The following is an 11,646-nucleotide window of genomic DNA, read 5'->3' on the forward strand; positions in this document are numbered from 1 at the left end:
TTCACGCCTGCTTCGGTAAACCAGCTTTCGCAATCATGCAACATGACCACGTTCGGGCTTGTCACTTCACTGGCTCTTTTTGGTGGAACTCGATGGTATTCGGCTTCTTCAAGCAGAAAAGAAACAATCAGGTGATCGTCGAGCGTCAATATGGCGCGCTGACGGCGGCTGCCCGCACGCCCACCTTCTATCTCGACATGAATGTGCCGGATACCGTGATCGGCCGGTTCGAGATGCTGACGATCATGTTGATTCTCTATTTTCGCCGTACCGCGAAGTCCCCGCGCAGCGGCCAGGAGATCGCCCAGAACATCATCGATGCCTTCTTCGAGGATGTCGATCATTCGATCCGTGAGCTTGGAATCGGCGATACGGGCGTGCCAAAACGCATGAAGAAGCTCGCGGGCATGTATTACGGTCGGCTGGAGTCCTACGCAGCGGCCCTCGATAAAAATGATCGCGAAGCGCTGGCGGCGGCGCTGAAGCGCAACATCCATCCCGAACACGGGGATGCGGCACCGTCCATGCAGGCGCTCGCCGACTGGATGTTTACGGCCGAACAGGCGCTCGCGGCTCTGAACGAGAGTGAAATCGAGACGGGCATGGCCCGTCTGGCCGTCCCGGGTGGCTGACTGCCCGGAGGCGATCCGGGCCCACAGGTCGCAGACCGGACGGAACGACAAGGATTGATGACATGGCAGGCAGCAATGCAAGGGACCCTCGCGAGTTCACCTATCTGGTGAAGGTCGCCCACATCTCCGCAAATCCCGTTCAGGTCCATGTGGAGGCGGACGAGCGCGAGCGCGCCGGCCTGGCCGAACTGTGGAAGGTCGAGGCGGTCAATCGCCTTTCGGCCGACTTGCAGATTGCCCGCTGGAAGAAGGATGGCGTTCGCATCAAGGGCAATGTGACGGGTGAACTCGTACAGGCCTGCGTCGTCACGCTGGAACCCGTGGTTTCGACGATCGATCAGGAAATAGACCAGATCTTTGTCCCCGAGGGATCGAAACCGGCGCGGATCGTGCTCGACGGTGCGGGCGAAATGGTGCTCGATCCGGAAGGTCCAGATCTTCCGGAAACCTTCACCGGGGACACGATCGATGCCGGCGCCCTGGTGGCCGAATTTGCAGCGCTCGACATCGATCCCTATCCAAAGAAGGAAGGCGTCGCCTTCTCCGGCCATATCGAAAGCAAGGCCGAAGAGGACAGGAAACCCTCCCCATTTGCCGTCTTGAAGGACTGGAAAAAGGATTGATCATCCCCCATCTGCGTTTGCGGGTGGGTTGTCTGCCGATGGAAAAGCGGTATTTTGGCCGAAAATATCGCTGGCCAGCGATGAAGAAGGGTCAGGTCTAAGTGATCAGAATTTCTGTCGACGTCATGGGTGGAGACTTCGGTCCCGAAGTCGTCATCCCCGGAGCCGCCAAGGCACTCGAGCGTCATCCCGATGTAACCTTCATTCTCTTCGGTCAGCAGGAACGCTGCCTGCCGATCCTGGCCCAGTTTCCAAAACTGAAGGACAAATCCACCTTTCACCATTGCGATATCTCCGTCACCATGGACGAGAAGCCGAGCCAGGCCCTGCGCCGCGGCCGCTATGTCTCCAGCATGTGGCGTTCGATCGAGGCGGTGAAGACGGGTCAGGCCGATGTCGCGGTCTCCGCCGGCAATACCGGCGCCCTGATGGCCATGGCCAAGTTCTGCCTGCGCACCATGGCAACCATCGAACGCCCCGCGATCGCGGCGATCTGGCCGACGCTTTCGGGCGAGAGCATCGTGCTTGACGTTGGTGCAGGCATTGGCGCGGATGCCCAGCAATTGCTCGATTTTGCCGTTATGGGTGGTGCCATGGCCCGCGCCCTGTTCGAAATCGAAAAGCCCATGGTTGGTCTGCTCAATGTCGGCGTCGAAGAGATCAAGGGCCAGGAGGAGGTCAAGGAAGCCGGTCGCCTCATTCGTGAGGCCGGCCTCGACACGATCGACTACTATGGCTTCGTTGAGGGCGATGACCTTGGCAAGGGCACGGTCGACGTGGTCGTGACCGAAGGCTTCACCGGCAATATCGCGCTGAAGACAGCGGAAGGCACCGCCAAGCAGATCGCCGAATACCTGCGATCGGCGATGTCGCGGACCTGGATGGCGAAGCTCGGATACATTCTCGCCAAGGGCGCCTTCGACCGGCTGCGCGAGAAGATGGACCCGCGCAAGGTGAATGGCGGTGTCTTCCTCGGCTTGAACGGCATCGTCATCAAGAGCCATGGCGGCACCGATGCCGAAGGCTTTGCGGCAGCTCTCGATGTGGGCTATGACATGGCCCGAAACGGTCTCACGCAGAAGATCGAAAACGATTTGAAAAAATATCACGCGCGGCACCCGTCACCGGCCGGCCCCGAAGCGGCGTGAAAGGTAGGAAACTTCAATGATCCGTTCTGTAGTTCGCGGTTTCGGAGCAGCGCTCCCGAAACGGGTTGTGACCAATCGCGATCTCGAAAGCATGGTCGAAACCTCGGACGAATGGATCGTCCAGCGCACGGGCATCAAGCAGCGCTATATCGCCGGTGAAGGTGAGACAACGGCCTCGCTGGGTGCGGCAGCCGCGCAGGAAGCGCTCGAGCGTGCAGGCCTGACGGCCGCCGACATCGACTTGGTGATCTGTGCCACCTCGACCCCGGACAACACCTTCCCCGCGACTGCCGTGAACATCCAGAACCGTCTCGGCATGCATCACGGCTTCGGCTTCGACGTCCAGGCCGTCTGCTCCGGCTTCGTCTATGCCATGGCGACGGCGGACCTCTATATCCGCGGGGGCATGGCAAAACGTGTGCTGGTCATTGGTGCCGAAACCTTCTCGCGCATCCTCGACTGGACGGACCGCACCACCTGCGTGCTCTTCGGCGATGGCGCTGGCGCCATCATCCTCGAAGCGGCGGAAGGCGAGGGGACCGTCGCCGATCGCGGCGTGCTGACCTCCAACCTTCGCTCCGACGGCGCGCATCGCGAAAAGCTCTATGTCGACGGTGGCCCCTCGACCACCGGCACGGTCGGCCATCTGCGCATGGAGGGCCGCGAGGTCTTCAAGCACGCCGTCGGCATGATCACCGATGTCATCGAGGCCGCCTTCACCGCCACCGGCACGACGGCCGACGACATCGACTGGCTGGTCCCCCACCAGGCGAACAAGCGCATCATCGACGGTTCGGCCAAGAAGCTCGGCATCCCCGACGAAAAGGTCGTGATCACCGTCGACAAGCACGGCAACACGTCTGCAGCCTCCATTCCTCTGGCGCTGGCGACCGCAGCCGGGGACGGTCGGATCAAGCGGGGCGATCTTGTAATGCTCGAGGCGATGGGGGGTGGCTTCACCTGGGGCGCCGTTCTCCTGCGCTGGTAGCATTTGAAACCCCAAAAATTGCGCATCGACAAGCACTTGACCGTTGAGGCCAAGGGCAATAGTCTCTGCCCAATTCAACAAGATCATTGATTTAGGCGGGCGACAACAATGGCCGGGAAGACAGTGACGCGTGCGGATCTGGCAGAATCAGTCTTTCGCAAGGTCGGTCTTTCCCGCACGGAATCTGCCGAACTCGTGGAAACGGTCATCGACGAGATCTGCAATGCCATCGTACGTGGTGAATCGGTAAAGCTTTCCTCGTTCGCGACCTTCCAGGTGCGCAGCAAGAACGAGCGGATCGGCCGCAATCCGAAGACCGGCGAGGAAGTCCCGATTTCTCCGCGTCGTGTGATGACCTTCAAGGCATCGAACGTGCTCAAGCAGCGCATCCTGCGCGCCCATGTCGCCCGCAAGGCCAAACAGAAGCCTGCCAACCCCGCGGCCTGACGGCGACCAAAACCGGTGGAGCATTTTGCCGCCGGTCACCAAGCGCTTGAAATGCGATCCTCAACCCGCTGAAATGTGATCCGAGTCGTGTGGTCGCGCGACAATCGAGGAGCGCCGTGATGCAGTTGGACAAGAGCCCGGATGCTTTCCGCACCATCAGTGAGGTGGCGGATGATCTCGATCTGCCGCAACACGTCCTGCGCTTCTGGGAAACCCGATTCCCGCAGATCAAGCCGCTGAAGCGTGGCGGCGGAAGACGCTACTATCGACCGGACGATGTCGAATTGCTGAAAGGCATCCGGCACCTGCTCTATGACCAGGGCTACACGATCAAGGGCGTCCAGAAGCTCCTGAAAAGCAATGGCAACAAGTTCGTCATGGCCGTCGCCACGGGCGATGTCGCCACCATGGAAGCGCTGGTGGCAGCCAATGCTTCGAAGGGCGAAGAACCGAAAGTCAACCTCGACGAAGACCAGGTTGTCGGTCGCCCCAAGCTGCGCACGAGCGGCCGCTTCTTCGGGTTCGGCGGTGGCGCGAATGATGACGCTCCGGAAATCTCGGTTGGAAAAGGGTCTGTCGGCAAGGAAGATCGCGCACTTCTGCAGGAAGCCTTGTTTGATCTGCTTGAATGCAAACGCCTTCTCGACCAGGTGCGCTGATTGCATTACCGCGTTCCCGCCGGTGGAACATCGCTGAGCCTTCCGACGTTTTGTGACCAACACGCAACCCGCGCGAGGCTCCATGAAACGTCAACTGATCTCGATCCCGCTTCTGTCCCTGCTCGCGGTGGCTCCCGCCAGCGCTCAGCAGACGACTGAGTCGTCCGGCGCTACGGCCGCAAGACCGTCCACCGTGGAAGAAGCCTGCATCTTCGTCGCCAAGAGCATGCTGATGACTGAGGACCTGAAGATTGGCGTCGTCCAGGCCTTTCCGGAGTTGGATCCGCCGGGAGCCCGACTGACATATTCGACGCGACTCGACAGTGAGCCGCAGGACATCACCGACGAAATCGAGTGCCAATTCGAAGGTGGGGCCGACCCCTTGAAGGTGTCTCGTTTCTGTATGGATTCGAGCTGTTATGCAGCCAACAGCGAGGAGCCGGAAGAGCGGCGCCGGTTTGACGAAATCCGCGCGCTCATGCAGCGGCTCAACTGATCATCCTCTCATTTTTTCAATCCTCCCGGAGTTTCCCCTTGCGCAGAAATGGCTGACTGTCTAAAGGGAACGGGCTGCCGAACTGGTCATCCGCGATCAGAAAAACACGGTGGCCATGTGACGGAATGTAGCGCAGCCAGGTAGCGCACTTGACTGGGGGTCAAGGGGTCGTGGGTTCGAATCCCGCCATTCCGACCATTTCCTTCGTAAGATCAAACTGTTGATCCAATCGAACGGTCTTCGAGAGCCGGGTACCGCAAGGTCCCCGGCTTTTCTTTTTCCAAATCCCAGGCGTCGGACCTTTCTTCATGCTTGTCCTATCATTGCTGCAATGCAGCATTATATAGGTTGAAGGTTCGAAGGGAGCCGATGATCCATGCGCTTCAAACTCTCGATGTCACCGTTGTCGGCCATGCTTCGCAGCCAGAAGCGCTGGAAACGCAATCTTGAGAAGGCGATGCCCAAATTCCGCTTCGCTGAACCTTCCAAGACCGCCAAGGCGCCCAAACCGCGCAGGCCGAGATCTGGCCTGGTGCCGATACAGGCTTTTGGCAGCAATCCCGGGCGTTTGACCATGCTCGAATATGCGCCACCGAAGAGACGGGACCCTCCGACCCTGGTCGTAGTGCTGCATGGCTGTCTGCAAACCGCGCGGCAGTTCGATCAGGGAAGCGGCTGGAGCCGGATGGCGCGGGAGAAGGGTTTCGTGCTGCTTTTCCCGGAGCAGCGAAAGGAAAACAACCACAATCTTTGCTTCAACTGGTTTCGCCCCAGCGCCGTGGCGCATGACCGCGGTGAACTGATGTCGATCCGCCAGATGATCGAGCATGCTATCGAGCGGCATGGCATAGACCGAAACAGGGTGTTCATCCAGGGACTGTCAGCCGGCGGGGCCATGGCCAATGCTCTTCTGGTGACCTATCCGGAGCTTTTCGCCTCGGGGCAGGTGATCGGCGGCTTGCCCTTCGGCGCGGCAAGGGATGCCATGACGGCCCTCTCCGTGATGAAATCGGGCAGCAAGCGCAGTCCCGGTGAATGGGGCGATCTGGCGCGAGGTGCCGCGAAGGGTGCCGCCCGGACGATGCCCGCCGTTTCCATCTGGCAGGGAAGGGCGGACAGGATCGTTGCCCCTGCCAATGCGGGCTCTCTGCTTGCCCAGTGGCTCGACCTCCACGGGCTTGATGAGGCTGCTGGTGAGCTAGGGATGGATGCTGCAGGCAACGTGGCGGTCTGGAGGAACGCTGACGGCAGGACGTTGCTTGAATATCGACTGATCGATGGGCTGGACCACGGGCTGCCAGTTGCGGCGCGGCATGCGGCGACAGTTCGCCAGCCCTATATCATCGAGGGCGCCATAAGCGCCCCCGAAGCCTTCTACGAGACCTTCATCCGGCTCCGTTGAAGGGAGCCCGATCCAGCCAATGGCTCAGTTCTCTTCGATCGATACGCCGTTCTGCCCGATCGTCAGTTCCACGCCATCCGGCTTCTGCTCTTCCTGGTAAACATACATCCCCAGTCCGATGACAGCGACTGCGAGGGCGCCGATGATGAGGTAGAGGCCATTGTTTCGGCTCATGAAAATCTCCTGTCTTGTGATGTCGGACAGGGAAAGTCGCAAGCGCAGCTATTGTTCCATCGCCATATTGCAGAAATTCAATCGTCGTTGGCGGAATGGAGCTCTTCGGGCCTCAGGCCAGCTTCGCTTCCAGCGGCGGCCAGGCGCAGACCCTCGCCGCCTGCGGCCTCTTCTCCAGCTCTCAGAAAGACCACACCCAGGCGCTCGAGGGCTTCCTTGAGCGCCCCATAATGCTGAGGTGTGGCATCGTAGCCGTTTGATGTTTCGATTTGGAGGATGAGGAGAGCGGACACTCCACTCTCCTGCGACAGCCTGTCGATCGTCAAATCGAGCATGGCGCGCGCCGCGCGAATTTGTGCCGGTGTGATCATACTGAAAGTATGGGGCTTGCCGGCCGAATTTCAATGCTTGGAACCTTAAGGGAGGATGCCCTCGGTCAAAGGCGCCGTGCCCGTTGATATCGCCATTCCGCAGCGCCGCAGCCCCAGACGATGCCGAGCAGGAGGTAGAAGTGCCGCCAGTGATCCGTGTCGATGACATTGCCGATCAGGACGTGACCCACCAGGACGATCCATGCCACCATCAGATAGGGTTGCCACGGCCGGTCGCGGAGCAGGTAGCGGAAGCCCATGGCCAAGGTGCAGAGCATCAACGCGACATAAGAGACAAAGCCGATCCAGCCATAAGCCATGAGTGATTTCAGCCAGATATTGTGCTCGTCCTCGGGGAAGAGCTTGCCGAACATCATCGGGCCAATGCCCAGCGGCTTCTCCATCGCCAACTCGAAGCCCAGACGGTGGCGGTCGAAGCGACCAAGATGGCCACCGTCGTATTCCTGCACGAGCTGGGTTCGCGTCTCGAACAGCGCACGAACCTTCTCGAATTGAAGGGCCACCGAGAGCGCCGTTACCATCGCAATCACGGCCGCCAGCGAAAGCACAAGAATCTTCAGCCGGAAGGCATTGGTTCGTTCCTTCAGCAACATGACGAAGACGAGGGCGACGGTGCAGAAAAGAAAGAGCCCCCAGGCGGCACGCGAGAAAGAGAGGAAGACGGCAAGCGACAGGATCAGGATGCCGACGATACGCAGGGGCGATTCCAGCAGACGGCCCTTGAGCATGCCATACATGAGATAGAGTGTCGGTGCGACCAGAAACGGGCCGAAAACATTCGGATCCTGGAAGGCGCCCATGGCGCGATCATAGCGCGTGAAGACCTCCGCTCCCGGAAAGGCGTGGAAGTAGCCGAGAATGCCGAGCATGCCCGTGATGATCGCTGCGGCGACCCAGGCCTGGAAGATCAGCTTCAACCTCTGGGGTCGGTCTTCGATGACAGCGGCATAGAACACGGCTGTCAGCGCCAGAAAGATGGAGACGGCAACGTAGAGGACCTGCTCCGTCAGAATGGTCCGCAGCATGGTCAGTGCGAGCAGTCCGCCGACATTGAACACCAGCAACAGGGCGAGCAATGGCGCGACGATGCGCGAGATCTTGAGGCCGAAGAGGAACCAGAGCGCGACCTGACCGACCATGAGCAGTTCATAGGGTGCGGGTTCCGAAATGACGAAGCCGGACAGGAAGACGCCGAAGGCCATGATCCAGGAGACCATCAGCTGAACGGCGGCCGCCTGCGGATTGAAGGCGGTTGTTTGGGTGGCGACGGCGCTCAATATGCGTTCTCGGTGTTGAACAGCCTGAACGGCGTCAGGAAAAGTATCTTCAGATCGAACCAGAGAGACCAGTTTTCGATATAGTAGAGGTCATAGGCCGTGCGGAATTTGATCTTGTCGTCCGTGTCTATCTCCCCGCGCCACCCGTTGATCTGCGCCCAGCCGGTAACCCCTGGCTTGACCCGGTGTCTGGCGAAATATCCTTCGACGATTTCGCAAAACGTCTTGTCGCGGGTCTGGCCCAGGATAGCGTGCGGGCGGGGGCCCACAAGCGAAAGATCGCCGCGCAGCACATTGAAGATTTGCGGCAGCTCGTCGATCGATGTCTTGCGGATGAAGCGACCGACGGGCGTGACGCGCGGGTCGTTCTTCGTCACAGCCTGCTTCGCGGTTGGATCGCTCATCTCCGTATACATCGATCGAAACTTCAGGACCTTGATCACCTCGTTGTTGAAGCCGTGCCGCTTCTGCACGAAGAGGATCGGTCCCTTGGAGGTCGCCTTGACAGCGACGGCGGTGGCGATGAAGACCGGCCAGAGGACGAGGAGTGAAAGCAGACTGAAAACGATGTCGAAGCTGCGCTTGGCAACCGAATCCCAGTCTCGGATCGGCTTGTCGAGAATGTCGAGCAGCGGCACGGCGCCGACATGCGAGTAGGCGCGGGGCCGAAAGCGCAGATTGTTGGAATGGGCCGCCAGACGAATGTCGACCGGCAGCACCCACAGCATCTTGAGAAGCTGCATGATGCGCGCTTCGGCACTGAGCGGCAGGGAAATGATCAGCATGTCGATATGCGCAAGCCGTGCGAATTCGACGAGCTCCGCGACCGTTCCGAGCTTCGGATAGCCTGCAACGACGTCAGGCGACCGGGCGGCACCTCTGTCGTCGAAAATCCCGCAGATGCGGATGTCGTTTTCGGGCTGCTGCTCCAACGCCCGGATAAGCTCCTTGGCGGGCTTGCCTCCACCGACAATGACGGCGCGGCGCTCCATGACGCCGTTGCGTCCCCATCGGCGAATGCCGAACCCGATCAGATTGCGCTCGATGAGGAGATAGAGCGCGCCGAAGAAGAACCAGGCGGCCAGCACGCCACGATAGTTCGGATCGTGGTCGACGAACAGGAAATTGGCGAGGGCCACGAGGCCTATGGCAGTCATCCAGCTCCCCAGCACGCGGGCCATCGAGCCCATGGGCGAGCGCAGAATGGATACGTGGTAGCAATCGCTGCCCTGCATGAAGAGCAGGGCGATCAGGCAGCCGATGAAACCGCTGATGCTGGTATCGAGAAAATGTGCCCCCGGATCGGACGCAATGACAAAGTTCGATGCCAGCGCAATAGCGAAGAGGCTGAAGAATTCCAGGAAGCGCAGCTGGCCGATCACGATCGAAGGCGAGTAGTTCGCGACGGCATATTGGGCGGCGATCTGGCGGGCGAGCGCGCTGATCTCGGCTTTGCGTTCACCGTCTATGGAACTGAATTGATCGCCGGTCGTCTGACCACGACGCAAAGCGTCAAGATCGAATGCCGCAGGTTTGTCGACCTTGTTCATGACTCTTACTCGCACATGTGTGCGTAGAGACTACGGGCAAGGTCCTAAGATTTGCTTTAGGAACCCCTCAGAAATGGCGGGCATGCGTTCGGTTTCGGCACGGGTGGTGATCAAATGCGTGCGAGTTGCGAGCGATAGAGGGCTTCGATGTCGCGAGCCATCACGGAGGCGGAGAAACGCGCGCGGAAGGCATCGGGAGTGGGCATGGTTCGCTTCGCCCATTCCGGATCGGTCAGCGCTTTCGCCATGGTCGCAGCGAAGAGATCGGCCCGCCCGGGATCGACCAGAGCCTCGCTGTCCGTACCGAGAATTTCCGGGATGCCGCCGACGCGGGATGCAATGATGGTCTTCTCCGCAGCGAGTGCTTCCAGCACGATGTAGGGCATCGCCTCGGCGCGGGAGGGGATGATGACGATGTTGGACAATGCGAAGGCTTGAGCAATCGGCATCGCGGCCTGAAACCCGATGCGGCGCACAAGCCCCTTTTGGTCGACCATCTGGCGATATCTTGCCAAATCCGGACCGTCTCCGATGATCAGCCCGCTGAGTGGCCGTCCGACCAGCCTCTCGGTTTCCGCAAAGGCATTGATGAAGACATCCGGCCCCTTGAGGTCACGGAGCATGCCGATATAGGCAAAGTCCACACCGTCGCCAGCCACCGGGATCCGGCCGAAGTCTCGCTCGCTGATGCCATTGTAGACGCGGACCGCGTTGCAATGAGGTGTACCGATCTTGGCTTCATAGGTCTGGCGCTCGAAGTCGCAGACGAAGGAAATCGACTCCGTCATTCGCTCCAGCAGCCGTTCCGCCATGAACACGGACTGGCCTGACAGCGTGCCACGCCTGAAATGCAGGCTGCCGCCATGCGGAGAATAGAGGCGGGCGACGCGATACCCTCGAACCCGCAGAAGTGAGCCGATCAGACGAGCGATCACGCCGCCTTTGGCGCCATGACCGTGTAGAACATTCGGCTTCAATTCCTTGATTAATTTGTAGCTTTCGACCAGTGCCTTCACATCGCCGAGGCCGACGGCGCGCCCGATCGGGAAGCGCGTGATCCCAAGCGACAGGAAGGGCATGATCTGCTCGAAAAGGCGGTCTTCATGCGCGCCGCCCGTTGAGCTGTCACAGAGGATGCCGACCTGGTGTCCAGCCGCGCTGTGCAGTTCCGCAAGGTCACGGACATGGCGGAATATACCGCCGATGGGCGAGCGAAAGCAGTGCACGATGCGGAGGGACTGGGCGTCAGCCATCGATCAGAACAGCCGCTCGCGTACATAGACGGTATCCCCCGCAAGGATGGGGTCCGTGATCGGCACGCGACCGGTGATGATCTGTCCGTTGATCTTGCGGGTTACATCGACATCGCGCTGGTTTGCGCGGCTGTTGAAGCCGCCCGACACGGCGATGGCATTGATGATCGTCATGCCGGGCACATAGGCATACTGCCCTGGTTGGCCGACCTGGCCCATCACGAAAATCGAGCGGTAGCGATCGACCTCGATCGAGACATCGGGATCACGCAGATATCCCTGTTTCAGCTTCTGGGCGATGGCCCCTTCGAGCTGGGGGAGCGTGGCACCGCGCGCCGCAACCTGACCAACCAAAGGGAAGGCGATATAGCCGGCCTGATCGACGGTATAGGTATTGGTGAGGCTGGGCTGCTCGAAAACCGTGACGCGCAGACGGTCGCCGCTATCAAGGCGATAGGGCTGGATCGTCGCTTCATGGAAAACCTTGGGGGCAGGGCGGTAGCTGGCGCAGCCCGACAGGCCGAGCGCCAGAGCCACGCCCGCGACCAGAAGCATCGCCTTGTTGTTGTTCGTCGCCATGCGCTGCGGCGCTCCCACTGAACCCG

14 protein-coding genes and 1 tRNA gene are annotated in these 11,646 nt (G+C 60.2%); 9 read left to right on the forward strand and 6 right to left on the reverse strand.

Translation table 11 applies throughout. The features are described 5' to 3' along the window. Positions 1–92: 92 nt before the first annotated feature. From H6M51_RS11770 to H6M51_RS11810, 9 genes are all read left to right on the forward strand, one after another. Positions 93–632 (forward strand): ubiquinol-cytochrome C chaperone family protein, encoded by a 540-nt coding sequence (locus H6M51_RS11770; protein WP_185810044.1) that lies wholly within the window; start codon positions 93–95, stop codon positions 630–632. A gap of 62 nt (positions 633–694) precedes the next feature. Then, positions 695–1,255: a DUF177 domain-containing protein gene (locus H6M51_RS11775; protein WP_185810045.1), complete on the forward strand. Its 561-nt coding sequence runs from the start codon at positions 695–697 to the stop codon at positions 1,253–1,255. A gap of 101 nt (positions 1,256–1,356) precedes the next feature. After that, positions 1,357–2,403 carry a phosphate acyltransferase PlsX gene (gene plsX, locus H6M51_RS11780; protein ID WP_185810046.1) on the forward strand — a complete coding sequence of 349 codons (1,047 nt, stop codon included), beginning with the start codon at positions 1,357–1,359 and terminating at the stop codon, positions 2,401–2,403. Positions 2,404–2,419: 16 nt separating this feature from the next. Continuing rightward, positions 2,420–3,391: a beta-ketoacyl-ACP synthase III gene (locus H6M51_RS11785; protein ID WP_185810047.1), complete on the forward strand. Its 972-nt coding sequence runs from the start codon at positions 2,420–2,422 to the stop codon at positions 3,389–3,391. Positions 3,392–3,499: 108 nt separating this feature from the next. Next, the gene (locus H6M51_RS11790) at positions 3,500–3,838 is read left to right on the forward strand and encodes an integration host factor subunit alpha (protein ID WP_185810048.1); all 339 of its coding nucleotides are present in this window, start codon (positions 3,500–3,502) and stop codon (positions 3,836–3,838) included. Between the two features lie 125 nt (positions 3,839–3,963). Further along, positions 3,964–4,497, forward strand: a complete 534-nt coding sequence (locus tag H6M51_RS11795) for a MerR family transcriptional regulator (RefSeq protein WP_185810097.1) — start codon at positions 3,964–3,966, stop codon at positions 4,495–4,497. Between the two features lie 82 nt (positions 4,498–4,579). Further along, on the forward strand, positions 4,580–4,993 hold the full coding sequence (locus H6M51_RS11800; RefSeq protein ID WP_185810049.1) for a hypothetical protein: 414 nt from the start codon (positions 4,580–4,582) through the stop codon (positions 4,991–4,993). A gap of 121 nt (positions 4,994–5,114) precedes the next feature. Continuing rightward, positions 5,115–5,191 (forward strand) — tRNA-Pro (locus H6M51_RS11805). Positions 5,192–5,369: 178 nt separating this feature from the next. Next, the gene (locus H6M51_RS11810) at positions 5,370–6,395 is read left to right on the forward strand and encodes a PHB depolymerase family esterase (protein WP_185810050.1); all 1,026 of its coding nucleotides are present in this window, start codon (positions 5,370–5,372) and stop codon (positions 6,393–6,395) included. Between the two features lie 24 nt (positions 6,396–6,419). Here H6M51_RS11810 and H6M51_RS11815 read toward each other — a convergent pair whose 3' ends face one another. The 6 genes from H6M51_RS11815 to H6M51_RS11840 form a co-directional block, all read right to left on the reverse strand. Further along, a complete protein-coding gene (locus tag H6M51_RS11815; protein WP_185810051.1) occupies positions 6,420–6,569 on the reverse strand; it encodes a hypothetical protein in 150 nt (49 codons plus the stop codon). 77 nt (positions 6,570–6,646) lie between these two features. Further along, entirely contained in the window at positions 6,647–6,862 is a 216-nt protein-coding gene (locus H6M51_RS11820; protein WP_246780495.1) for a hypothetical protein, read from the reverse strand. A gap of 143 nt (positions 6,863–7,005) precedes the next feature. After that, on the reverse strand, positions 7,006–8,241 hold the full coding sequence (locus H6M51_RS11825; RefSeq protein WP_407073578.1) for an O-antigen ligase family protein: 1,236 nt from the start codon (positions 8,239–8,241) through the stop codon (positions 7,006–7,008). Next, positions 8,235–9,788 carry an undecaprenyl-phosphate glucose phosphotransferase gene (locus H6M51_RS11830; protein ID WP_185810054.1) on the reverse strand — a complete coding sequence of 518 codons (1,554 nt, stop codon included), beginning with the start codon at positions 9,786–9,788 and terminating at the stop codon, positions 8,235–8,237. The genes H6M51_RS11825 and H6M51_RS11830 overlap by 7 nt, the downstream gene beginning before the upstream one ends. A gap of 110 nt (positions 9,789–9,898) precedes the next feature. Further along, a complete protein-coding gene (locus H6M51_RS11835; protein ID WP_185810055.1) occupies positions 9,899–11,041 on the reverse strand; it encodes a glycosyltransferase family 4 protein in 1,143 nt (380 codons plus the stop codon). A gap of 3 nt (positions 11,042–11,044) precedes the next feature. Continuing rightward, the gene (locus H6M51_RS11840; protein ID WP_185810056.1) at positions 11,045–11,620 is read right to left on the reverse strand and encodes a polysaccharide biosynthesis/export family protein; all 576 of its coding nucleotides are present in this window, start codon (positions 11,618–11,620) and stop codon (positions 11,045–11,047) included. Between the last annotated feature and the right edge of the window lie 26 nt (positions 11,621–11,646).

Source organism: Rhizobium sp. AQ_MP (assembly GCF_014237835.1).
Taxonomy (GTDB): Bacteria; Pseudomonadota; Alphaproteobacteria; order Rhizobiales; family Rhizobiaceae; genus Allorhizobium.